The sequence below is a fragment of the Paludibaculum fermentans genome (assembly GCF_015277775.1).
In the GTDB taxonomy this organism is placed as follows: Bacteria; Acidobacteriota; Terriglobia; order Bryobacterales; family Bryobacteraceae; genus Paludibaculum; species Paludibaculum fermentans.
The window spans coordinates 5,079,761-5,104,018 of sequence record NZ_CP063849.1 but is presented as its reverse complement, the minus strand read 5'-3'; the positions used below and the strand labels follow the sequence as shown (position 1 = coordinate 5,104,018).

The following is a 24,258-nucleotide window of genomic DNA, read 5'->3' as shown; positions in this document are numbered from 1 at the left end:
AAACATGCAGTCGGATCCAGCAATCACGCGGCTCATACAGGACTGGCAGCGCGGCGACGAAAGCGCCGAGCGCACCCTTTTCGACCTGCTGTACAAACGCCTCCATCAGCTCGCCCTCTCCTGCCTCCGCTCCGAACGTGCGGGCAATTCCCTCGGTCCCACCGCCCTGGTTCACGAAGCTTATCTTCGATTCAATGCTGGTGCGGAATTGCAGATTGTAAACCGCAATCATTTCCTCGCCCTCGCCGCGCGCGTCATGCGCCGCATCGTCGTCGATCATGCCCGGGCCCGCCGCACCGCCAAACGAGGCGGAGACGAGGTCCAGGTCGAAATGCAGGAGAATCTGATCTCCCGCCAGCAGGACGCCGATACGATCCTCGCCGTCGACCGCGCCCTCGAGCAACTTTCCGCCAGCGCGCCCCGCCAGGCCCAGATTGTCGAACTGCGCTACTTCGCCGGCTACAGCATCGAAGAGGCCGCCGCCGTCCTGGGGATCTCTTCCCGCACCGCCCGCCGGGAGTGGCAGGTGGCCCGAGTCCGGCTCAAAGGAGCAATCGATGGCACCCCGGCCGCCACTTAGCCGGAACGAGTCAGCCGAACTTCTCTTCAGCGAAGCCATCGAGCTGCCTCCTCGCGCTCGCCGGGAATTTGTCCTCGACCGCTGCTCCTCCGACCCTTCCCTTGCCGAAAGTGTCTTCCGCCTACTCGATGGCTTCGACCGTCTTGGCACCTTCCTCGAGACCTCGCCGGCGCCGTTCGCCACTGCGGCGCGGCTCGAACCAGGATCCCTCCTCTGTGACCGGTTCCGCATCACCGCGCACATCGCCGACGGAGGCATGGGCGAAGTCTACCGGGCTTCCGATCAGTTGCTCGAAGAAGAGGTCGCCCTCAAGCTGGTTCGCTCGGTCTGGCGCTCGGAACCCGAGATGGTGGAGCGCTTCCGCCAGGAGATCCGGTTGGCCCGCAAGGTGAGCCACCCGAATGTCTGCCGGGTCTTTGATGTCTTCACCCACACGGCGGGACCGTCAGGCCCCCTGCTCTTCTTCACAATGGAGCTGCTGGCCGGCGAGACCCTGGCGGAACGCCTCAAACAGCGCGGCGCCCTGCCCAGCCCGGAAGTCCTCGCTATCGCCGCACAGTTGGCCTCCGGGCTCGAAGCGGCGCACAACGCTTCCATCATTCATGGCGATCTCAAACCCGCCAACATCCACCTCATCCCCGACGCCGCCGGGCGCCAACGCGTCGTCATTACCGATTTCGGCTTGGCCACCGCCTTCGGTCACCTGGCGGAGCCCACCCTGCGCGACGCATCCATCGGGGGAACTCCGGAGTACATGGCCCCGGAGCAGTTCGGCGGTGCGCCCCTAACCCCCGCCGTCGACGTCTACGCGCTGGGCATCGTACTTTTCGAGATGCTCGCCGGCCACCGCCCCTGGCCCACGGAATCTCTCATCCGCACCGCGGTCCGCCGGCTCACTGAGCCTCCGCCCCGCCTGGGGGATGCCCGTCCAGACTTGGCCCGTCCCTGGGACGATCTGCTCGCCAGGACCCTGGCCCGCACCCCCTCTGACCGCATCCGTTCGGCCTCCGCATTTCTGCATGCCCTGAACTCCAGCCTCGCCGCGCCGCTCCGGCCGCGCGTCTTCTCCCGCAGGAAGCTCGTCCTCGGCACCGCTTCGGCTGGAATTTTGTCCTCTTTTGCCCTCTGGTTACGCTACAAGGACAAGAGCCCACCAGTGCCCAGGGCTCCTCAGGCGATGCTCACTCCCATCACAGACGCACCCGATGCACGCAAGGCCAAAGTCCTCGACCTGTTCCTCGCCGGACAGCTCGACAACTCCGCCATCCTGCGCCTGCTGCCACCGGAGCGTGTGAGCTCCGTCAGGCAGCGCATGGGCCTCTCTGGCGCGCCGGGCGACCGGGCCGAGGCCCGGCAGGTGGCCATGCGCGCCGGCGCCGCGCTGCTGCTGGGCGGCCGCTGCCTCACCACGTTCACTGGCCGGCCCATCCTCGAAGTTGAAGTAGAGCTGATGGGCGCTTCACCCCAGGCCCCCGCCGGTATTTGGAAAGAGTCCTTTCCGCTGGACGCCACCCCCTCCGCCATCGCGCGCCAGGCCGCCCTCTGGGTGCGCAACAGCGTTCTCCGCGAGAGCCGCGAGGATCTGGCCGTCCCTCGTCCCACGCCCGAGGAACTCACCACTCCTTCCTGGAATGCGCTCACGGAATACATGGCCGCCCAGGACGCCTGGTCCGCCGCCCGGTCCGGACGCAACCCGGTGATCGACCGCTCCCCCCTGGCCGCCGCCCAAGCCCACCTCGAAGCCGCCCTCGCCGCTGATCCTGAGTTCGCCCTGGCCGCCGGTCGCCTCGCCGACCTCCTTCTGGCGGGAGGGCACCGCGACGACGCCATGGCCGCTTACCTGAGGGCCGCCGAACTCTTCTCGCGGAAGAATCTCTCCGATCGCGAGTCCTACCGGATGCGCGGGCTGTTCGCGCTCGACACCGGCAACAACGATGCCGCTGATCGCACCTTCTATCGCTACGCCCTCGAGTTCCCCTACGACGCCCTGCCGCTCTACTATCGCGCCGCCGCCCTCAGCCGCCTCGGCCGCAGGCCGCAGGCTCTCGAATCCTATGATCGTGCCCTCGCAATCGAGCCCGCTTCCTACGCCTACCTGATCGGCCGCGGCATCTGTCTCCTCGCCCTCAACCGGCTCCCCGAGGCCCAGCGCGGCAATGAGGCAGGAAGCCGCATTCTCAACCGCGATTGGACCGATCAGCTCTCCTCGGCCCTCGCCTTCGCCCGGCAGGATGCAGCCGCCCTGCGAGCCGCGCTCGCTCGAATGAGCGCCGGCTCCGAGGAGTTCCAGAGCAAGGCCTTCACGCTCCAGGCCTGCTTCCACGCGGAGCGAGGCGACCTCCAGTCCGCCCGCGCCGCACTCCAGCACGGCCTCGACTTCGACCGCCGCACCGGCCGTCCGCAGGACGACTCCCTGGGCAAAACGCGCAAGCTGGCTGAGTTGTCACTCTCTGAAGGCGACGCCCGCGAGGCCCGCCGTCTGTGCCTCCAGGCCCTGGCCGAACAGCCGGGACAGCAATTGCGAATGGAACTCGGCGCCGTGCTCGCCCGGGCCGGCGATCCTGATGCGGCCCAGGCCTGTCTGAATCCGCTGCCGGACTCACCCCTGGCCGCCCGCTGGCCGGAGTGCGGCAAATGGCCGGTGTTTCTCTATCGGTCCCACTGCCTGCAGGCAGAGATCCTCTCCGCGCGCGGCAGTCACGCCGCCGCGCTCGAACTGGTCCGCAATCTGCGCGACCCCTGGGATTGGACCTGGCCCGCCAATGCCGTACGGATCGCCGTACGCGCCGGAGCCCTGGAACTGGCCCGCCGCTGGGTGGCCGCCCTCGCCGCGGCGCCCGCCTACTACTGGCTCCACGCGGATCACAACGAAATCGCCTTCGTGCGCCAGGCACGTGAGTTTCTAGACCGTGATCGGGGCAAAACCGGCCTCTCCGCACCGTCGCTGCCCCGCTGGGATTAAGTCCGTCGTTCAAAATCAACAACGCAAGAGGTGAATATGGCACTTAGCAAAGGCAAAGCCCTGGCCATCGCCATGGGGCTGGCATTCGACTCAGAACTGCGCCGGTCTATATCCGCGGCGCCCACACCGGACCAGATCAGGGATTCGGTTGCGGCGCGCATACCGCTCACTGAGGCAGAGGCCAACGGCGTGAACTGGAACCAGTTGATCTTCCACGGACAACTGAACACCAATCCGCAGGCGATCCGGCAGGCTTTTGCTGCCGAGATGGGGCCCTATGGCGGTGGCCCCTGCCCTTCGAGAGCAGAACTCGATTTGATCCTCCAGGCCATGGATAGCTTGCCCTTGGAGCTTCCATCGTGATCGGCCGGCGCGCCTTCCTCGGCGCCGCGGCATGGTCCGCGGCGCAGGTGCGCCTGTCGGCGAAACCGCCAGAGGTGTGCCTGGAACCTGGTCTGGCGCCGTCTCCGCCGGAAGGCCGGGCCAGGAGCTACAAGTCGCCTCCTAAGCTCGCCGTGCTTCAGCGCCGGCTCGCGTCTGAGCTTGGCGATCAGGACAAGCAGTATCTGACCGATCTTCGGACTGCCTACCAGCGCTGGCACGACTGCCAGGACGCTCGCGGCCGCTGTTCCACCGCCGCCCTCCATGGGCACGCGTGCAAAATACTCGGTGTTCATGACAACTGGGCCTTCCTGCCATGGCATCGCGCATTCCTGCACTTCCATGAACGTATCCTCGCGAAGCTCTTGGGGAAACCGGACTTCCGGCTTCCAGTCTGGGACTGGGAGAACGTCCAGACGATTCCGGACATATACGCCAATGGAGCGCAAGTCATGCGGGGAGAGGCGAATTGGAATGATCCCCCGAAGATTCAGGAAGCCGCCAATCGGGACGGCGTCAGGGCTTGGTTAGGGAACCCATCTTTCGCGGAGTTCTGCGGCGGGCCGAAAACCGCTGGTGCGGCCGCTGATGGCCCTCATATCCGCATTCACACCGCGGTGGGCGGCGATCTCGGCAATCTGGAAACCGCGGCCCGCGACCCCCTCTTCTTCGCCCACCATGCAAACGTCGACCGTCTTTGGGAGCAGTGGCGGAGTTTCTATCAGAGTCAGCCAGACCCCGCACTCCAGAAGAACTGGGATGAACAGGTCTTCGGTTTTTACGACGAGAATGCCAACCACGTCCGGGTCAAGGCGAAAGACTTTCTCTCCACTGAGAAGTTGGGCTATACCTACAAACCTCCCTCGCTCGACCTGTTCCGGAGCGTCGTGACGCAACTTCGCGTGTCCGATGGCTCCCTTGAGTTGCCCCCTGCTGTCGCCAGGGTCATCGCACAGGCGGCCTCGGGAATCAGCGTGCTCTCCAATTCGATCGACACGGTAACCATTCCACCTGCCTGGTTGGAGGCTTTGTCTCCCTTGGAAGTGACTGTGCAGGTGCCCGACGCCCACCCGGGATTCCTCTATCAGGTGGCAATTAAGCCTGCGAATGGAAACGCTGATCCGATCATCCTAGGCGCATTCTCAGTCTTTGCCTGCGCGGACTCCGCTCCGCAAACCCTCCAAATCGCCCTCCCGTTCAAGCTCGCCACCCTGCGCGCCTTCGCACAACCCGAACTGAAGCTCGACTGGAAAACCCTGCGCCTCGTCTACCGGCCATCCGGCGCCCCCGCCAACTCCAAATGGACCGATCTCGTCCTAATCGGAGCCAGCCTCCGGATCAACAGCAGCTTCGCTTCCAGCATCCTTTGAAGGACGTCAGCTCTTCCCCGGCAGTCACACGGTTGCCGGCCGTCCTCGCACCCGGGCATTTATCTTCTGTTTAACTCGCTTTGACTATCCTGGGGTCACCTCATGCGATGGCCCCCAGTCTTCACCCTGCCCGTCCTGCTCGCCGCAGTTGTCTGCCAGTTGGCCGAGGCGCAGGTTCGGTTGGGCGTGCAGGATGCCGTCCGCCTGGCGCTCGATAAGAACGCGTACCTCTCCGCCGGGCAGGAGCGCATCGGCGCGGCCCAGGGCCTGCGGCAGCAGGCCGGACTGAAACCCAACCCCCGCCTGTACCTCCAGCAGGAGAATGCCCGCCTCTGGCAAAGCCCCGGACTCGTCTACTGGCGGGATACCGATACTTTTGCTTACGCCGGCTACACCGTCGAGAGCGGCGGCAAACTCGCCAAACGCGTCGAATACGCTGCCGCCAATACCGCGCGCGTCGAAGCCGATCAGGCTCTGCTGCGCCGTCACGTCGCCGCCCGCGTGGCCGCCGCCTACTGGGCCGCCGCCGGAGCCGTGCGCGTCGTCGCCCTCCTCAATGAGGAACGCCAGAACCTCCTCCAGGTCGTCCGCTACACCGAATCCAGGGTCAAGGAGGGCGCAGCGGCCGGAGCCGATCTCCTGCGCATCCAACTCGAGTCCCAGCGCGTCGATGCGCTTCTCGCCGTCGCCCAGCAGGATGCTGACCGCAGCCGCCTGGAGCTCTATCGCGAGATCGGAGTCGGTCCGCCCCCGCTGGTCGAGTTCAGTGACGCACTGGAGGCGCTACGCGATGTCCCCGTTCCCGAGCCTGCCGCTGCGGTCGAACGCCGCCCCGAGGTTGTGCTCGCCCGCCGCGGCGTCGCCCAGGCCGAAGCGCAGGTGAAGCTGCAACTGGCCAACGCGAAGCCCGATCCGGACTACCTCTTCGGCTACAAACGCACCGCCGGCTTCGATTCCGTCATCGCCGGCGTGCAGATCAACCTGCCCGTCCGAAACCGCAACCAGGGCAACATCGCCACCGCCGAAGCCGAGTTGCGAGCCGCCCGGGAAACCGCTCGCGCGGTGGAAACACAGGTTGCCGCGGAACTTCAATCCGCCCTCCGCGACTATGAGCTCAAACGCAAACTCGTCAGTGGCGACCTGCCCAGCATGGTCCAGCGCGCCCGTGACTCCGCCCGCATCGCCCAGTTCGCGTTTCGCGAGGGCGGTGTGGATGTCCTCCGCCTGCTCGACGCCGAAAGGATCCGCATCGAGACCCAATTGATGTACACCCGCTCGCTGGCCGACTTCCAGCAGAGCGCCGTAGCCCTCGAAGTCGCCGCTGGAGCGAACCCATGACCGAAAACGAGCTCGTCGAGCAAAGAACTCGCCTGCAGATGCTCGCCGTAGCCCTCACCGCCGTGGTGATCGCCTTGGCGGCTTATATCCTCCTCGCGCGCAAAGGCGAGGCTCCTCCCCTGCCGGCCGCCACTGAGACCACCGGCAGCAAAGCCCCGGCCGGAGTGATTCACCTCAACCCGCAGGCCCAGAAGGAAGCCAACCTCGGCATGGTGCTCGCCGCCAGCAGCGTGGAAAAGGACACCATCCGCGCCAATGGACAGATCACCGTCAACGAGAACGAAACCTGGCATGTGGGCGCCCTCGCCGAAGGCAAGGTGACCCAGGTGCTGGCCAACATCGGCGATCACGTCAAACAGGGCCAGGTCCTGGCCCTGATGCACAGCCACACCGTCCACGAGACCCGCGCCGCTTTCATTCAGGCGCAGGCGGAACTCGACCGGGCCATCGCGCACAAGGAGATGGCGCGCCGCGTGGCGGACCGTGCCCAGCGCCTGTTGAAAGTCGAAGCCATCTCCCAGGAGCAGGCCGATCAGGCTGCCAACGACGTGCGCAATTCCGAGTCCGCCATCGTCAAGGCCCGCGCCGACCTCGACAAAGAGACCCAGCACATGACCGAGTTCCTGGAGATCGATCCCCACGGGGCCAAACACGCTGGAGACGCCACGGAAGATCCCGATGCCGTCCCCATCAAAGCGCCGAATGCCGGGGTCATCCTGCGCCGCCTCGTCAGCAGCGGTAGCGTCCTCTCAGTAGGACAGGAAGCCTTCACCATCTCAAACCTCAACAGCCTCTGGGTGATTGCCGGCGTGAACGAAGCCGACCTGGCGGCCGTCCGCCCCGGCATGCAGGCCCGCATCAGTGTCCGCGCCTTCCCGGAGCGCACCTTCGCCGGCACGGTCCTCCAGTTGGGCGAAGAGCTCGACCCCGCCACCCGCACCCTCAAAGTCCGCATCAATCTGCCCAATGCGCAGGGCAACCTGAAGCCGGAGATGTTCGCCCAGGTGGATCTGGAGCAGGGTGCCAGCCGCGCGGCATTGTACATCCCCGAATCCGCCATCGAAGACGTCAACGGCCAGAAGGTGGCCTTCGTGCAGACAGGCGGCGACAGCTTCCAGGTGCGCACTCTCAGGATCGGAGCCACCACAAACGGCATGGTGGAGGTCACGGGCGGCATCAGCGAGGGGGAACGCGTCGTCACTCGCGGAGCGTTTGCCCTGAAGAGCGAACTCCTCAAGAGCTCGCTGCAGGGGGAATAACGGCGTCATGCTCAATCGCATCATCGACGCCGCGCTGAACAACCGGCTCCTGGTCGCCGCGCTCCTGGCCGCGGTCATTATCGTGGGTCTGGTGGTCATGCTCCGCCTGCCCATCGACGCCTTCCCTGATCTCACCAACAATCAGGTCGTCGTGATCACCGAGTGCCCGGCCATGCCTCCGCTGGAGGTCGAAAGCCGCGTCACCTTCCCCATCGAGACCGCTCTCATGGGACTCCCCAAAACACTCGAGATCCGCTCCACCTCCAAGCTCGGGCTGTCCATGACCACCGTCATCTTTGAAGATCAGGTCAACACCTATTTCGCCCGGCAGTTGGTGAATGAGCGCGTGCAGGAGGCCCGCTCCCGTCTGCCCCAGGGCTTGGAGCCCACTCTCGGGCCCGTGGCCACGGCCTTCGGCGAGGTGCTCCAGTACACCGTCGATGGCAATGGCCTCTCCCTGATGGACCGCAAGACCCTCCACGACTGGAGCCTCCGCTTCCAGCTCCGCACCATTCCAGGAGTCAACGAGGTGAACAGTTGGGGCGGCGACACAAAGCAGTACGTCATCGAGGTCAACCCGGATGCCCTGCAGCGCTATGGCCTGACACTCCGTGATGTCTTCCTCCGTGTCCAGGACAACAACGAGAACTTCGGCGGCGGCTTCATCCAGCACCTCGACCAGCAATATACGGTCTACGGCTTGGGGCGGGCCACCTCCCTCGGCGAATTGGGCAAAACCGTCCTGCTGGCTCGCGCCGGCGTCCCCGTCCTCCTCAGCGACGTGGCGAATATCGTCCCCGGAGCCATGCCCCGGCAGGGCGCGGTGCTCCGCGACGGAAAAGGGGAGACCGTCTCCGGCATGATCATCGCCCTCAAGGGCGCCAACGGCCTGGATGTCATCGAGAAGTCCAAGCAGAAGCTTGCCGCGATGCACCTGCCCGAGGGCGTGAAGGTCGTCCCCTTCTACGACCAGAGCGAAGTGATCTACGGCACCATCCACACCGTGGAGCGCAACCTGCTTGAGGCTGGCATCCTCGTCATCGTGGTCCTCCTTGTATTTCTCGGCAACCTCCGCGCAGCCCTTCTGGTCGCCTGCGTGATCCCCGTCGCCATGCTCTTCGGCTTCATCGGGATGGCGGCCTTTGGCGTCTCGGCCAACCTGATGAGCCTCGGCGCCATCGACTTCGGCATGATCGTCGACGGCGCGGTCGTCATGGTGGAGAACTCAGTGCGCCGCATCGGCGAGTCCGGCGGCCAGCCCGTGCGCCGCACCGTGCGCGACGCGGCCATCGAAGTGAGCCGCCCCATCGTCTTTGGCGTGGCGATCATCGTCGCTGTCTACTTGCCCATCCTCACCCTGGAAGGGCTGGAGGGCCGCATGTTCCGGCCCATGGCCATCACCGTCTGCTCCGCTCTGCTGGGCGCACTTGTTCTCTCCTTAACTGTCGTTCCGGTGGCCAGTACGTTCGGCCTGCGCGCTTCGGACAAAGAGAGCCATGCCCGCTGGTTCGAGGTCATCCTGCACCACTATGCGCGTGTGCTCGACTACTCCATGCATCACCGGACGGCAATCGTCGCGTTCTCCCTCCTCCTCATGGTTGTGGCCCTCGGCTCTCTCAAGTACATCGGCACCGAGTTCATGCCGAAACTGGACGAAGGCTCCATCCTGATTCAGACGCGCAAACTGCCCGGCGTCAGCCTGCCGGAGTCCATCTCCATCAGCAGCCACGTCGAGAAGGCCGTGATGGAGTTTCCAGAGGTCAGCGGCGTGGTGAGCAAATTGGGCCGCCCGGACCTGGCCACCGAGGCGATGGGCGTCTACGAAGCCGACGTTTACGTCCTGCTGAAGCCGCACCAGCAATGGCGCAAGGGGCTCGACAAAGAGGCGCTGGTCGACCAGATGTCCAAACGGATGGAGCGCATCCCCGGCTTGGTCTGCAACTTCACGCAGCCCATGGCCATGCGCCTCGACGAAGTGGTCTCCGGCATCAAAGCCGATGTGGCGGTGAAGATCTTTGGAAGCGACCTGGCTACACTCGAGCAGTTGGCCGATCGGGCCCTCAAGGTCATCAGCGCCATCCCCGGGGCGGCCGACTCGCAGGCCGAGATCCTCACCGGCGTGCCCGAGCTTCGCGTCGCCGTCGACCGCGACAGGCTCTCCCGCTATGGCTTGGACGTCCGCAATGTCCGGGACCTTCTGGACTCGACTACCGGCGGAACCACGGTCTCCGAAATGATCGAGGGCGAACGGCAGGTGCCGATTGTCGTCCGCCTGCCCCAGGCCTATCGCAATGACCTCCAGGCGTTGGGCAACCTGCAACTGCAGTCCACGGCCGGTGAGCGCGTGCGGCTCAACCAGATCGCCCGCATCGCGGTCGAACAGGGTCCCGAGGTCATCAACCGCGAAGGCGCCCGGCGCCGCATCGTCGTGCAGTGCAACGTTCGCGGCCGTGATCTGGGCAGCTTCGTCAGTGAAGCGCAGCAACATCTCAACCGCGCCCTCAAGCTGCCATCCGGCTACACCCTCGAATGGGGCGGGCAATTCGAGAACCAGGATCGAGCCGTGCGCCGCCTCATGATCGTCCTGCCCCTCTCCATCGCCATCATCTTCGGGCTTCTCTTCGCTACATTCTCATCGGTGCGCCAGGCCCTGCTCATCTTCAGCGCGGTCCCCTTCGCCCTGGTCGGGGGCATCGCCGCGCTCTGGATTCGCGGGCTGAACCTGAACCTCTCGGCCATGGTCGGCTTCATCGCCCTGTTTGGTGTCGCCGTGCTGAACGGCATCGTCATGGTGAGCTGCATCAACCAGATGCTGGAGGCCGGCTTGCCCTTGCACCGCGCGATCCGGGAAGGCGCCCTCACCCGTCTGCGCCCGGTCATGATGACCGCCATGGTCGCCAGCCTCGGCTTCATGCCCATGGCCCTCTCCCAATCCGCCGGCGCCGAAGTTCAGCGTCCCTTGGCCACCGTCGTCATCGGCGGCCTGTTCACCGCGACGATGCTCACCCTGCTGGTCCTCCCGGTGGTCTTCCCCTGGTTTGCCCCACCCAGGCCCGCTGACGCAACGGTGGCTGCCATGGCGCCCGTCGAAATATCATGACGAGGGGAGTTGGCGGCAATGCGGCTTCTTTTGGTCGAGGATGAACAGGACGCGGCCCGCATGCTCGCAAAGGGCCTGCGGGAACAAACCTATGCCGTGGACATCGCCTTCGATGGCGACGCCGCCATCGAGAAGCTGTCCGTCAACACCTACGACCTGGTCATCCTCGACATCATGCTGCCCGGCCGGAATGGTTTCGAGATCTGCCGCGAGATGCGCCGCATGGGTGCCGTCGCTCCGGTCCTCATGCTGACCGCGCAGGACCAGGTTTGGAGCCGGATTGAAGGCCTGGACAGCGGCGCCGATGACTATCTGACGAAGCCATTCGATTTCGGGGAACTGTCGGCCCGCATACGCGCCCTCCTGCGCCGCGGCCCCGCCCTGCAGGACCCCGTGCTCCGTGTCGCCAACCTGACCCTCGACACCCGCAACCACTCTGTCCGTCGAGGCGACCGTAGTATCGACTTCACCGCCAAGGAATACGCTCTGCTTGAGTACCTCAGTAAACGGCAGGGTGAGGTGGTCACCCGGCCCGAGATCTCTGAACACGTCTGGGACGAATCCTACGATCCCTTCTCCAACCTGATCGAGGTCTATATTCAACGCCTGCGGCGCAAGGTCGACACATCCGGAGAGTCCAGGCTCATCCACACCCGCCGCGGTGAGGGCTACCGCATTGGGGGGCGTGACGAGGATGATTAAGTCCATCCGCGCCCGCCTGACCCTCTGGTACGTCGCCGTCTTCAGCCTCATTCTGGCCGTCTCCGGTTTCGCCGTTTTTTCGCAGCTGGTGGAAAGCCGCTACCAGCGGCTGGACTCACGTCTGGAGTTGGCCGGCCGAGTGTTGGCTGCCTCACTGAAGCATGAGATCGAGGAACACGAGGGCAAGGAGCCCGGCGAAGTCTCCTTCCGGTCGGTGCTGGTCAGCATCCACCAGCTCACCTTCCCGGCCCAAGCCGTGACGATCGTGCAGGGCGATCGCATCGTCGGATTGAAGCCCGATTCGGAGGCCCGCACCGTTGCCACCGATGCCGTTCAGCAGTCCGCCCGGCTTACCCTCCAATCGAATCCGGCCCGCTGGTCCGGCCATGGCTGGCGCTACTCCGCGCTGCGGCTGTCATTACCGAATCACGGCGCGTACCTGTTTGTTTCCGGCGAATCGGAGCTGGATACTGAGCGCGAAGTCACCACACTCCGGCAGTCGTTCCTTCTGGGCGTACCCATTGCGGTCTTCCTGTCGGCGCTGGGCGGCTACTGGCTCGCGCGCAAGAGCCTGGCCCCCGTCGTCCTGATCTCGCAGACGGTGGAGTCCATCACCTCGCGCAACCTGGACCGGCGCGTCCCCATTCTGAACCCCGGCGACGAATTGGGGCTCCTCGCCCAGACCTTCAACCGCCTCCTGGAGCGCCTGGGGCACGCCTTCGACCAGCAGCGCCGCTTCATGGCCGATGCCTCGCACGAACTCCGGACCCCCGTCTCCGTAGCCCACACCGCCACGGAGGTGACTCTCGAGAAGCCGAACCGCACCGAGGCCGAGTATCGGGAGGCCCTCCAGATCATCGATGGACAGTTGCGCCGCCTGAAACGCGTGGTGGAGGATATGTTCCTGCTGGCCCGGGCCGACTCTGGCGCCGTCCCCCTGCGGCTGAGTAAGTTCTACCTGGACGAACTCCTGGCGGACACCGCCACCGCCGCCCGCGTGCTGGGCGAGAAACTCTCTGTGAGGGTGGAGCTAGACCATATGGCGGAGTCCCTCTGCCACGCCGATGAATCGCTGCTGCGCCAGATGGTGATGATCCTCTTGGACAACGCCGTGAAGTACTCCTTGCCCGGTGGCCGCGTCACGATCCGGCTGAAGCGCCGCGAGGACCTTTACGATATCTTCGTCGAGGATACGGGGCCGGGTATCCCAGCCGAAGCCCAGCCACTCATCTTCGACCGCTTCTATCGCGCCGATACCGCCAGAAGCCGCTCGTCCGGAACTTCCGGCGGCGCGGGCCTGGGATTGTCCATCGCCCGCTGGATCGCCGGAATGCACCACGGCGAACTGCGCCTGGACGCTACAAGTCCGGCCGGAACTGTATTCTGCGCGACATTGCCCGCGTCGTTCTCCTAGTTGTCCTTCCGCAGCGATACCTCATACACCTTGAGCGTGCCCGCGATCTTGTTGTCGAGCCGGTCGGAGACGTTGCGCTCCAACTGCGTGACAACGGCCCTGGTCTCCGGAGGGATCACGAAGCGGACTTCGACAGTCCGCCGCGCCGAGGTGCCGCGAACCTGCTCCGTGGCCACTCCGAACCGGTCGGGATGGTCCGCATCGAACACGTGGAAGAATGGGCCTTCATTTGTCGTAATTCCGACACCTTCGATGACGGCGGAGAAGATATAGCGCCCGGGAATTACATAAGACAGCTGTCTGACATTTCTGTATGCCAGGTTGTCTGTTCCGGGGAAGGCTACGATGAGGCCCTCTTTTTGAAGGCTCTCCAGGCCGCCCGCGGAGTCCAGCGACCAGTCCAGCGGTGTCTTGAATGGCTCTGCGAAACGCGGGTTGCTGAGGAAGTTCCCTTCCAGGTACCCGGCCCGCCGCTGCGCGGGCAGCCAGTCCGCCCAGAGGCGGGCCGCGGCCGCATACTCTCCGCGCCTGCACAGCGTGGTGGTGAGGCTGCTGGCGCTGCTGGCGCCGGTAAGGCCGCGCTCCCTCATCCATCGCCAGATCTCCAGCAGTTCTCGAGTCGGACGCGCGCCCTGGGCCCAGGCAAGGTAGGCGGGTACGGACTGGGGTGGGATTCCTATTCGCAGGATATCCAATGTTGGAGTGCCGATAAAATCGGCAAATATCAGGTCGTTGTAGGCCGTTGTCAGCTCCAGTATGCGATGGCCGAGAGCCAGGACCTGCCCCGAGTGTTCATGAATGAGATGGAAGTTGAAGGCGCGCATGTGAACGGGGGCAATGGCCGGCCCCAGCGCAAGTGCCCGATCGAAGGCCTTTGAGGCGCCGCCAGTGTCGCCTGAACTGTCCAGCGATTCGGCGTAGGCTGCCCATTTGTAGGGGTTTGCGGGATCCAGGGCGGTGTATGACAACCCGGAATGTGATTGGTCCTCACGGCAAAATCCAATTCCGCATAGTACTGCAATAGGGGGCAGTTTACCGAGGTCCTGCAGAAGCGTTACAGACGCTGTAATGACGAGCATCGAAGGGACTATAAGGCGAACTGAAAATGGCCGCGAAGGAGAGGTGGAATTCATGGATGATTGACCGAATTGACGGCGATTTTTTGATTGACAGTCGCCTGACACTAGTCCATTATTAAGTTTCTTGCATCAGAGAACAAGCATCGTCTTGTAGCTTTCGGTGGATATCACCTCTCAATGAACAGAGCGGCGATATACCGAACCCCCGTTGAGTTCCCCTTTGCGCTTCGCGCCTGTCTCAATTTGAGATTGGGACTGAAGGGGGCGAAGCCTGCCCTATAATCCGCATGCCAATTCTTCCTATTTCCTGGTTCGCCATTCGCACCAGATCCAGACAGGAGCAAGTCGTGTCCAGATACCTGAGCGCAACCGGCCTGGAGGAATTCCTGCCTCTCTACCAGGTGCGGCGGCGCTGGAGCGACCGGGTGAAGGTGGTCGATGTGCCTTTGTTCGACGGCTACGTCTTTTGTCGTTTTGATGACACTCAAATGGTGCCCGTTCTTAGTGCGCCTGGAGTGGTTCATGTAGTGTCTTTCGACGGCGCGCCCGCTCCAATTCCTGAGGCTGAGATTGAAGCGGTGAGGCAATTGGTGAAGAGCAAGCTGCCGGCGTCGCCCTGTCCATACCTGAAGGAAGGCGCCCTGGTCCGGATTCGGAGCGGGCCGATGAAAGGCGTGGAGGGACGGCTGATTGAGATCAAAAACCAATACCGGCTGAGGCTGTCGGTACACATGCTGCAAAGGAGCGTGGAGGTTGAAATAGACCCGGAAAGTGTTGAGGCCCTGACGTAGATGACCCTGTTCAACAAGCGAAGCAAGATGGTGAGCATCCGGCTGTCGGACGACGAATTCCGGCGGCTGCGTGAAGTGTGTGAGGCCACGGGGGCGCGCAGTATCAGCGACTTGGCCCGTGAGGCGATGCACCGGTTGGTAGACATGCCGCACAACGGACATGCGCCGATGGAATCGCGAATCGAGCAACTGGACCAGAAACTGACGAGTCTGCAGGCGCGCCTGGACCGGCTGGCGCAGATGGTGGAAGGCACGTGATGAGAGTCATTCTGCTGCTGCTGTTGTCCGCCATGCTGTGGGGCCAGCAGGAGATCGATGAGCGCTCCACTTACGTGCTGGGCCCGGGCGACCAGATTCTGGTGCGCGTGCTGGATATGGAAGAGATGTCGAAGGACGCCTTCCAGATCGACATGCGCGGCAATGTCAACCTGCCGATGGTGGGCCGGATTCAAGCCAAGGGCATGACGGTGGAGCAACTGGAAGAGGCGATCTCCGGCCGGCTGAAAGCCTACATCAAGCAGCCCGACGTGTCGGTAACCCTGCATGAGATGCGGAGCCAGCCGGTGAGTGTGCTGGGTTCCGTACGCAACCCCGGTGTCCACCAGTTGCAGGGACAGAAGAGCCTGCTGGAAGTGCTGAGCCTGGCCGGCGGACTTCAGCCAGAGGCTGGTTACTCGGTGAGGATCGCGCGCAGGAAGGAGTGGGGTCCCATCCCGCTGCCGGGCGCGAAGCTCGACGAGACGGGCCAATACTGGGTGGCGGAAGTAGGGGTGAAAGAGATCATGGAAGCCCGCTCGCCGGAGAAGAACATTCCAGTCAAGCCCCAGGATGTGGTGACAGTACCCAAGGGGCAGATGGTCTATGTCATGGGCGCGGTGAAGAAGAGCGGAGGTTTTGTCCTGGGTGAAAAGGAGAAGACCACCGTACTGGAAGCGCTTTCGATGGCGGAAGGGTGCGACAACTTCGCCAAGCGGGGCGGCGCCAAGATCCTGCGCAAGACCGACACGGTGGATCAGCGTCTGGAGATTGCCCTGGACCTGGGCAAGATCCTGGAGGGTAAGCAGAAAGACGTGGCCATGGAGCAGGATGACATCCTGTTTGTCCCAGTCAGCGGCACGAAGAAAGTGATGGCCCGGTCGGCCGAAGCGGCAATCGGCATCGGCACCGGCCTGGCAATCTACCGGCGGTAACAGATGGAAGATCAGAATCGCGAATTCACTACAGGACGGGGTGGCATGAACCTTCCCGCAAGACAACAGGTAATCGACGCCTCCGGCTATTCGGCGGGGGATCGGGGTTTCCAACACACTGGCTATCCGGCGGAGATGGAAGAGCCGGACCACGGAGGGCTGATCGAATACTGGCGCATCCTGCGCCGGAGGAAAGGGACTCTGATCCTGATCTCCGGGCTGGGGCTGCTGCTGGCGGTATTGGTGACATTGCCGCAGACGCCGGTTTACCAGGCCAAAACGACACTGGAGATTCTGGAACTGAACCAGGACTTCATGAACATGAAGAACGTCCAGCAGGTGGCCGACGGCGGGACGTCGAACCTGATGACGGACATCCAGACGCAGATCAAGATCCTGCAAAGCGAGAGCCTGCTCGACAGGGTGGTGGCGTCGTTCAAGGCAAAGGAAGTGTCTGACCTGGGGCGCGGAAAGAGCCGGATCTCGGCTTGGCGCCGGGCCCTGAACCTGCCGGAGCCCAGCGGGGCGGATGCCCAGTCCGCGGCTCTCAAGATGGCTCAGCGGGACATGAAGGTTCGTGCCAGCGGGCAGACGCGCATCGTCGAGATTCTGGTGGATTCGACGGATCCCAGGCTGGCGACCGATTTCGCCAATAGGCTGACCCAGGAGTACATCGAGCAGAACATGGATGCCCGGTGGAAGATGTCGCAACGTACCGGGGAGTTCCTGTCCAAGCAGATTGACGAGATGAGGGTCAAGCTGGAACGCAGCGAGGACGCGCTGCAGGTCTACGCGCGGCGGAACGGCTTGCTGTTCTCCGACGACAAGACCAACGTCACGACCGACAAGCTGAAGCAGGTGCAGGAGTCCCTGACCAAAGCCCAGACCGACAGGGTGCAAAAACAGAGCCGGTGGGAGATGGCGACGACTGCTCCATCGGACACACTCCCCGATGTACTGGACGACAAGACCCTGCAGGAGTATGAGACGAGGCTGACGGACCTTCGGCGGCAAAAAGCCGAGTTTGAGGAGACGTACACCTCGGACAATCCAAAGGTGAAGCGGGTGGAAGCGCAGATCGTCACTGTGACCAGGCGGTTGGAGCGGCAGCGCACCGACATCCTGAAGCGCATCAAGAACGAGTACGACGAGGCGCTGCGCCGCGAAAAGCTGCTGGAGGCGGACTACCGGCAGCAGGCGGGGCTGGTGACGGACCAGGGCGACAAGGCGATCACCTACAATATCCTGAAGCGTGAGTCTGACACCAACAGGCAGCTCTACGACTCGATGCTGCAGAGGGTGAAGGAGAGCGCGATCTCGAGCGCCCTGAAGGCGAGCAACGTGCGCGTGGTCGATCCGGCCAAGATCCCGACCAAGCCCTACAAGCCCAGCTTCGCGACGAACGCGGCACTGGGCTTGGTGACCGGCCTGTTTCTGGGCGTGGCCTTCGTCGTCATGACGGACCGGGCTAACCGGACCCTGACTGAACCGGCGGACATCGCGTACTACCTGAACGTCCCCGAGTTGGGCATGATCCCGGCCGAATCGTCGATGACGGGTAAGCGGATGAAGTACTTCGGACGGAGCGACAAGAAGAAGGACGACAGCTCCGACGACACGGGCGATGAGGACATTCAGAGACTGGAACTGGTCACCTACCAGCGCAAGCCGAGTCTGCTGGCGGAGAGCTTCCGGGCGACGCTGACCAGCATTCTCTTCACGGGGCAGGATGGCCGGAGACCGAAACTGCTGGTGGTGACAAGCCCCTCGCCGGGTGAAGGCAAGACAACGGTGGTGACCAACCTGGCGATCGCGCTGGCGGAGACGGGGCAGCGGGTGCTGCTGATCGACGCCGATACGAGGAAGCCGCGTATCCATTCCATCTTCGGGCTGGTGAACGAGCGAGGCCTGACCACGATCCTGCGGGGCAACAACCATAACGGCACCGCGTCGCGTTATGGCCGTCCCTACCGGAATGGCGATTCGCGGGGCAACGGCAGGACCAATGGCGTCGCGGCGAGCGCCTTCACTGGTGAAGTGCACAGGGAAGTTGCCACGGAGTTGCCGGGCGATGAGCAGTCCCTGAATGGAGCCGGCGGCCACAAGCCGGCGCTGTTGAGCAGCGAACTCGCGACCCTGCTGAGCGGGATGGTCGTGGAGACGAAGGTGGACGGGCTGTACGTCCTGCCAAGCGGACCTGGGGTGGCCGGCGCGACGAACCTGCTGTACTCCCAGCAACTGCCGGAGCTGTTGGAGCACCTGCAGGACGAGTTCGACATGATCTTCATTGACACGCCTCCGATGCTGCAGATCCCGGATGCACGTGTGATCGGGCGGCTGACCAGCGGCGTTGTGCTGGTGGTGCGCGCGAACCAGACGACGCGTGACGCTGCGATTGCGGCGCGCGGCCGGCTGCGGGATGACGGTATCCATGTCGTGGGCACGGTGCTGAACGACTGGAATCCGAAGCAGTCCCCGGGCGGCTACTACGGCTACTACGACGGCCACTACGGCAAGTACTACAAGCGTTACTACGGGCCGACGACCGAGGGCGAGAGCGCGTAGAGAGGCCAATAGCGCGCTGCCGATCTGACCCGGTAAGGGCATCGCCGCACGTTTCCGGCGAGGCAGCCTGCAACAGGCGCAAGGGCCAGGTAGCCGAGGCGCGCAGGAGGCGGTCCCCGATGGACCGTGCCTCTCGCACCATGACGGCGCGCGCTGAACGAGACCGGCCGGCACCAGCGGCTGGTCGCATGCCAGGCCAAGTGCAGCCTGGATGGCGCAACAGGATTCCGGCCCGGACTGCCGGACGCACTTCAGTCGGGCCACAGCGGTCTACCTCCATTGAACGGTGTGTCGTCCGGATCGAGCGCGCTATCCCAGAGTTCCCGGCCAATGATCTGTAACCTGTCGGCCACAAACTCGCACTCATATTCGCGGCGGAAGACCGCGTCGCCCTTGCGGACGCGCTCCCTGGCGAGAAACTCCGCGTCAATCAGCGGCGATTGCGAGGCGGGGGCGAGAAAACGGCGCCAATGGGTACGGGCCTGGTCTGCCCATTCCTCGTAGAAGAAGCCGGACTGTCCCGCGGGCGTGGACAGAAGCCAAAGAATGCGATTGGGCACGATGGCCTGAAAGGCCGTCGCCATATGGTAAAAGACATCCGGAACATAGGCGGCTTCCTCGAAGATGAGCAGCGAGACCGCGTCGAAACCACGAGTGGTGACCTCCTTCATCGGCAAGGCGAAGATGCAACTGCCGTTGGGCAGGCGGACCCCGTATGTGCCGCCGCCTACACTCCTGGTGGCGACCTGCGCGGTCTTGAGGAAGTTCACGGCCTTGCGCACAAGCAGGACGGACTGCCGCTCGCTGGGCGACCCAATGACCACGCTGGTCCCGGGTGTGGTGAGCGCGTGGTGCGCGACCTTCAGCGCGGTGAGCGTGGTCTTCCCGAACTGGCGCGAGCAGCAGAGCATGACGTGCGAATCGCGGCAGTCCAGGATCTCGGCCTGCGCCGGGAAGGGTTGGAAGCCGAGCGATTCCGTAGCCCATTGCGTCAGGCTGGCGGGCGGCACGATGAGGCTGCCGGGGTTGGCGGCAGACACACTCCGGCCATGCTTCGGCCTGGTGTGGAAGCGCCTGAGGACAGCATCCCGGGCCTGTCCGGCCGTCTCCACGTTTTGCGTCAGGTGTATCCAGGAGGGCATGCCAAGGCGGCCGCGTCAGGCGGCCGGGCTCCCTTCGATCCGCCCCGGTTCAGCACTGCTCCGCGCGGGCGGGGTGTCCGCCATGGTTCCAGCCGCGGGTTCGAGAGGGCCCGGCGCCGCAGCCGGCTGCTGCGCAGTGGGTTCGAGCTGTTGATTGGCGGGTTCGTTCCAGAAGTCAAGTTCTTGAAAAACAGACGGTTCCTGGGATTGTTTGAAGATTTTCGGATGCTTCCTGAGCGAGACGAACGCATTCAGGGCATCGCGGCGCGCCTTCTGCAGGCGGGTGAACTCGCGGGCCGCGTGCGTGAGCAGGGGCGAAGAGCCAAGAAGCCCGGCATAGGCCGCGCAGATGGTGTCGATGGGAGCAACTCCGCGGAGCGAGCCGGCGGCATTGCGGATGGCGTCGGATTCGACCGTGATCTGCAGATTGAGCGCACGGGTTTCGACCGCCTGCATGCGGTCGAGTTTCCACTCGATGGCACAGAGTTCGCGGACCAGAGTGATCTCAAAGGAACTGGTCGGCAGCAGGTCCTGCATGCGGCGGGCGAGGAGATCGTTGAACCCGCCTGCGTCCTCGTTGCCGAGCAGAACCGTGTGGACCGCTCCAGCCCCTGGCCTGGCGTAGCGGCCGTGCTTATACGAGTTGTGGGCGGAACGAGACTTGCCCTCCGCCGTGACAGGGCCGCGCGACCGCGCCCCGTTGATTCGAGCCTGTTCGGATCTCGTCAGTTTCAACATGTTTCACCTCGCTCGAAACGGTAGACCACGTTTTGAAAGATCGGCTCAGGGAAGCGGCTCTGGATTTTGCAGGTTCTTGTTTTTCAGTTAGTTGCGGGGAGAAAAAATACTTTGAGTTGTGGTGACCGCCAAATCGGAGCCCGGCAAATGGCCTTCCGGCGAGGGCAGGGGACGGCGGCGCGGAGTAGGGCAGGCACGGGATGCAGGCGAGAATTCTGAACTCCACGACGGCAGGGCAATCGGGTTCGAACGAGGCAGAGGCCGCCCCGCGCGCACCGGGCCGGGCCAGCGAACGGATCGTTCCGGAGCTGAACGGGGTTCGTGGCATCGCCATCCTGATGGTGCTGCTGCTGCATTTCGGAGCACGGCCGGAAGGTGTTCCAAAGATCCTCACCGGGCCGTTCGCGTTGGGCTGGTCGGGCGTCGACCTGTTCTTTGTTCTCTCTGGGTTCCTGATCACGGGGATTCTGCTGGATACACGCTGGTCTACCAACTACTTCTCGTCGTTCTATGCCAGACGGGCGCTGCGGATCTTCCCGCTGTACCTGATCGCCGTCTTCGCCTATTTCCACCTCGTGCTGCCGCTGGCGCACAGCCGGGGGCTGTGGCTCACCTCCGACAGTTCGGCCGAGCTTTGGTACTGGCTGTATTCGGCGAACTGGCTGGGCCCGCTCGGGAAAGATAACAGTGGGCTGAATCATCTCTGGTCGCTGGCCATCGAGGAGCAGTATTACCTGGTCTGGCCGGCTGTCGTCTTCCTGGTGAAGCGGGAGCGGATGTGGGCCGTCTGCCTCGGAGTCATGACACTGTCGTTCGCATTACGGATCGCCTTTGTGCCCTTCAATGCCTCGCACCCGGGTGTTCTCTACGGGTTCACTCCTTTCCGGCTCGAGCCTCTTGCCTTGGGTGGATTGACCGCGCTGGCGGTTCGAAACGAGGCCTGGCGGGCGAAGGTGAAACGCCGGTTGGGGCAGATCGCGGCCGGCGGCGCCGCGCTGCTGCTGGCTGTCCTGGCGATCACGAGGAATCCGAGTCACGACACCGCGCTCATGGGCACAGCCGGGTTCACCGCCTTTGGCATTCTCTACGCGTGCCTGGTGTTTCATGCCTATGTCGAATCCGGATCAAGCAGTTGGATTTCCACCCAGCTCCGGCGGCCGTTCCTGATGTCGCTGGGGATGTACTCCTATGCGGCGTACGTCTTCCATTTTCCAATTTCGAATCTGCAGAACAGCCTGCTGATGGAGTTGGCGGTTCCGCTCCCGGTGGAGGGCAAGGTCCTGTTGTGGGGCGCCTCGAAGGCGCTGGGCGTGGCGGTCACCTACGGCATCGCGCTGCTGTCGTGGCATCTGATCGAGAAACATTTCCTGCGCCTGAAACGGCACTTCCCGGCGATGGCGCCAGTGAAGGGCAGCGGGGTTCAGGAGCGCAGGGCCGAGCTTGCGAGTTGAATGGCGCGGCGCAGAACCGCCGCCGGAGGAGAGCGCAGCAGGCGCCCGGGAGGGATTGGGATGACTCATATGTCGAGAATTGAACGCGAAGTGGTAGCCGGCCGATGAAAGCCATTATCCTGGCCGGCGGGTTGGGCACCCGGATTTCAGAAGAGACCCACCTGAAGCCGAAGCCGATGGTGGAGATTGGAGGACGGCCGATTCTGTGGCACATCCTCAAGATCTATTCGGCCCACGGCATCAACGATTTCGTCATCTGCTGCGGCTACAAGGGCTACCTGATCAAAGAGTATTTCGCCAACTACTTCCTGCACATGTCCGATGTCACGTTCGACATGGCGCACAACACCATGGAGGTCCACCGGCGAAAGGCGGAGCCGTGGAAGGTGACTCTCGTGGATACGGGCGAGGAGACCTTGACGGGCGGACGCCTGAAACGGGTTCGTGACTATGTCCAGGACGAGGAGTCGTTCTGTTTCACCTACGGTGACGGCGTGGCGGATGTCGACATCCGGTCGGAAATTGAATTCCACCGGCAGCATGGGAAGTGGGCCACGGTGACGGCCGTGCGGCCCCCCGGCCGGTATGGCGCGCTGAAGCTGAATGGAAACGGCGTGGACGGCTTCCAGGAGAAGCCGGCGGGCGATGGCGGCGTGATCAATGGCGGCTTCTTCGTGCTGTCGCCGAAGTGCATCGAGCTGATTGAAGGCGACCGAATCAGTTGGGAGGCGCAGCCGCTGTCGGAACTGGCGGCGCGGGGCCAACTGATGGCCTACGACCATCACGGATTCTGGCAACCGATGGACACGCTACGCGACAAAACGCTGCTGGAAGAGCTGTGGCAGAAGGGTGAGGCACCTTGGAAAATCTGGTGAACGTACAGACACGCGATAAGGCGGGCATCCGCCGGCAGATTCTCGAACTGGTCAGCGAGTACCACGAGGCGAGCGAATCAGGCCGGGCTGGTTTCGCACCAGGGCATTCGACGGTCCACTATGCGGGCCGGGTATTCGACGCCGACGAACTGCGCACGCTGGTGGACTCGTCGCTGGATTTCTGGCTGACGGCCGGACGCTACACCGAGTCGTTTGAGAGCGGCCTGGCCGAGTTCCTGGGCGTGGAGAACGTGCTCACGGTGAATTCCGGCTCATCCGCGAACCTGGTGGCGTTCTCGACGCTGACGAGCCCTGCGCTGAAGGACCGGCGGATTGTGCCGGGCGACGAGGTGATCACGGTGGCGGCCGGGTTTCCGACGACCGTAAATCCCATCATCCAGAACCAGGCCGTGCCGGTCTTTGTGGATGTGGAGCTGGGCACCTATGTGCCCGCGTTGGAGAAGATTGAGGCGGCGATCGGACCCCGCACGAAGGCCGTGATGATGGCGCACACGATGGGTGTGCCGTTCGAGCTGCGCGAGTTGAAGGAGTTGTGCGAACGGCGAGGCCTGTGGCTGGTGGAAGACAACTGCGATGCCTTGGGCAGCCGCTATGACGGGCAATTGACGGGCACGTTCGGCGATCTCGCGACTTTCAGTTTCTATCCGGCGCATCACATCACGATGGGCGAAGGCGGCGCGGTGGCCACGAACGATGACGGCCTGGCACGCATTGCGAGGAGCTTCCGCGACTGGGGCCGGGACTGCTACTGCTCGGGTGGCGAGAACAACACGTGCGGCAAGCGGTTCAGCCAGCAGTTTGGCAGCTTGCCCTTCGGTTACGACCACAAGTATGTCTACAGCCACATCGGCTACAACCTAAAGATCACCGACATGCAGGCGGCGGTGGGCACGGCGCAGTTGCGCAAGCTGCCGCGCTTCATCGAACAGCGGAAAGCCAACCACGCCTCGCTGGCCGCCGGCCTCGCCAACCTGGAGGAGAAGCTGATCCTGCACACGTGCCCAGAGGGCGCCGATCCGTCGTGGTTCGGCTATGTGATCACGGTCAGGCCCGAATGCGGCCTGACACGGAACACGGTTGTCGCCGCGCTGGAAGGGGAGCGGATCGAGACGCGCAGCCTCTTCTGCGGCAACCTGCTGCGCCATCCGGCGTACGAGGCCATCCAGCACCGGGTGGCGGGCTCCCTCACAAACACGGATGTCATCACCAGCAACACCTTCTTCCTGGGTGTGTATCCAGGGTTGACGCCCGGGATGATCGCGCACGTGGTGGACGTGATGCAGAGGGTCGCGGGGTAGAC

The 24,258-nt window shown here is 63.8% G+C and carries 19 protein-coding genes; 16 read left to right on the top strand and 3 right to left on the bottom strand.

The annotated features are described in order from the left end of the window. Window positions 1-4 precede the first annotated feature (4 nt). From IRI77_RS19995 to IRI77_RS19955, 9 genes are all read left to right on the top strand, one after another. Window positions 5-580: an ECF-type sigma factor gene (locus tag IRI77_RS19995; protein ID WP_194446790.1), complete on the top strand. Its 576-nt coding sequence runs from the start codon at window positions 5-7 to the stop codon at window positions 578-580. Further along, window positions 558-3,542 (top strand): protein kinase domain-containing protein, encoded by a 2,985-nt coding sequence (locus tag IRI77_RS19990; protein ID WP_194446789.1) that lies wholly within the window; start codon window positions 558-560, stop codon window positions 3,540-3,542. Before IRI77_RS19995 ends, IRI77_RS19990 begins: the two co-directional genes overlap by 23 nt. A 36-nt stretch (window positions 3,543-3,578) precedes the next feature. Then, on the top strand, window positions 3,579-3,905 hold the full coding sequence (locus IRI77_RS19985) for a hypothetical protein (RefSeq protein ID WP_194446788.1): 327 nt from the start codon (window positions 3,579-3,581) through the stop codon (window positions 3,903-3,905). Then, window positions 3,902-5,293: a tyrosinase family protein gene (locus IRI77_RS19980; protein ID WP_194446787.1), complete on the top strand. Its 1,392-nt coding sequence runs from the start codon at window positions 3,902-3,904 to the stop codon at window positions 5,291-5,293. Before IRI77_RS19985 ends, IRI77_RS19980 begins: the two co-directional genes overlap by 4 nt. A gap of 102 nt (window positions 5,294-5,395) precedes the next feature. Further along, window positions 5,396-6,631 (top strand): TolC family protein, encoded by a 1,236-nt coding sequence (locus IRI77_RS19975; protein WP_194446786.1) that lies wholly within the window; start codon window positions 5,396-5,398, stop codon window positions 6,629-6,631. Further along, window positions 6,628-7,890, top strand: a complete 1,263-nt coding sequence (locus tag IRI77_RS19970) for an efflux RND transporter periplasmic adaptor subunit (RefSeq protein WP_194446785.1) — start codon at window positions 6,628-6,630, stop codon at window positions 7,888-7,890. The genes IRI77_RS19975 and IRI77_RS19970 overlap by 4 nt, the downstream gene beginning before the upstream one ends. A gap of 7 nt (window positions 7,891-7,897) precedes the next feature. Continuing rightward, window positions 7,898-10,990: an efflux RND transporter permease subunit gene (locus tag IRI77_RS19965; RefSeq protein ID WP_194446784.1), complete on the top strand. Its 3,093-nt coding sequence runs from the start codon at window positions 7,898-7,900 to the stop codon at window positions 10,988-10,990. Window positions 10,991-11,008: 18 nt separating this feature from the next. Further along, window positions 11,009-11,692, top strand: coding sequence for a response regulator transcription factor (locus IRI77_RS19960; RefSeq protein ID WP_194446783.1), 684 nt, complete (start codon window positions 11,009-11,011; stop codon window positions 11,690-11,692). After that, entirely contained in the window at window positions 11,685-13,106 is a 1,422-nt protein-coding gene (locus IRI77_RS19955) for a sensor histidine kinase (protein WP_194446782.1), read from the top strand. The genes IRI77_RS19960 and IRI77_RS19955 overlap by 8 nt, the downstream gene beginning before the upstream one ends. Here the strand turns inward: IRI77_RS19955 and IRI77_RS19950 are convergent. After that, a complete protein-coding gene (locus IRI77_RS19950) occupies window positions 13,103-14,074 on the bottom strand; it encodes a tetratricopeptide repeat protein (protein ID WP_194446781.1) in 972 nt (323 codons plus the stop codon). The genes IRI77_RS19955 and IRI77_RS19950 overlap by 4 nt on opposite strands. 398 nt (window positions 14,075-14,472) lie before the next feature. Here IRI77_RS19950 and nusG point away from each other — a divergent pair, with 398 nt between their 5' ends. From nusG to IRI77_RS19930, 4 genes are read left to right on the top strand one after another with little or no spacing between them, the layout of a single operon-like run. Beyond that, on the top strand, window positions 14,473-14,976 hold the full coding sequence (gene nusG / locus IRI77_RS19945; RefSeq protein ID WP_228486224.1) for a transcription termination/antitermination protein NusG: 504 nt from the start codon (window positions 14,473-14,475) through the stop codon (window positions 14,974-14,976). Next, a complete protein-coding gene (locus IRI77_RS19940) occupies window positions 14,977-15,234 on the top strand; it encodes a ribbon-helix-helix protein, CopG family (RefSeq protein ID WP_194446779.1) in 258 nt (85 codons plus the stop codon). Next, window positions 15,234-16,166 carry a polysaccharide biosynthesis/export family protein gene (locus tag IRI77_RS19935; RefSeq protein WP_194446778.1) on the top strand — a complete coding sequence of 311 codons (933 nt, stop codon included), beginning with the start codon at window positions 15,234-15,236 and terminating at the stop codon, window positions 16,164-16,166. The genes IRI77_RS19940 and IRI77_RS19935 overlap by 1 nt, the downstream gene beginning before the upstream one ends. A 45-nt stretch (window positions 16,167-16,211) precedes the next feature. Then, the gene (locus IRI77_RS19930) at window positions 16,212-18,731 is read left to right on the top strand and encodes a polysaccharide biosynthesis tyrosine autokinase (RefSeq protein WP_194446777.1); all 2,520 of its coding nucleotides are present in this window, start codon (window positions 16,212-16,214) and stop codon (window positions 18,729-18,731) included. A gap of 251 nt (window positions 18,732-18,982) precedes the next feature. Here the strand turns inward: IRI77_RS19930 and IRI77_RS19925 are convergent, their stop codons facing one another. After that, entirely contained in the window at window positions 18,983-19,873 is an 891-nt protein-coding gene (locus tag IRI77_RS19925) for a terminase large subunit domain-containing protein (protein ID WP_194446776.1), read from the bottom strand. 15 nt (window positions 19,874-19,888) lie between these two features. Further along, on the bottom strand, window positions 19,889-20,611 hold the full coding sequence (locus IRI77_RS19920; RefSeq protein ID WP_194446775.1) for a hypothetical protein: 723 nt from the start codon (window positions 20,609-20,611) through the stop codon (window positions 19,889-19,891). Window positions 20,612-20,811: 200 nt separating this feature from the next. Between IRI77_RS19920 and IRI77_RS19915 the strand changes: the two genes are divergently transcribed. From IRI77_RS19915 to rfbH, 3 genes are all read left to right on the top strand, one after another. Next, window positions 20,812-22,062, top strand: a complete 1,251-nt coding sequence (locus IRI77_RS19915; protein WP_194446774.1) for an acyltransferase family protein — start codon at window positions 20,812-20,814, stop codon at window positions 22,060-22,062. 104 nt (window positions 22,063-22,166) lie between these two features. Next, window positions 22,167-22,937 (top strand): glucose-1-phosphate cytidylyltransferase, encoded by a 771-nt coding sequence (gene rfbF / locus IRI77_RS19910; protein WP_194446773.1) that lies wholly within the window; start codon window positions 22,167-22,169, stop codon window positions 22,935-22,937. Beyond that, the gene (gene rfbH, locus IRI77_RS19905; protein ID WP_228486223.1) at window positions 22,934-24,256 is read left to right on the top strand and encodes a lipopolysaccharide biosynthesis protein RfbH; all 1,323 of its coding nucleotides are present in this window, start codon (window positions 22,934-22,936) and stop codon (window positions 24,254-24,256) included. Before rfbF ends, rfbH begins: the two co-directional genes overlap by 4 nt. The last annotated feature ends 2 nt before the right edge of the window (window positions 24,257-24,258 follow it).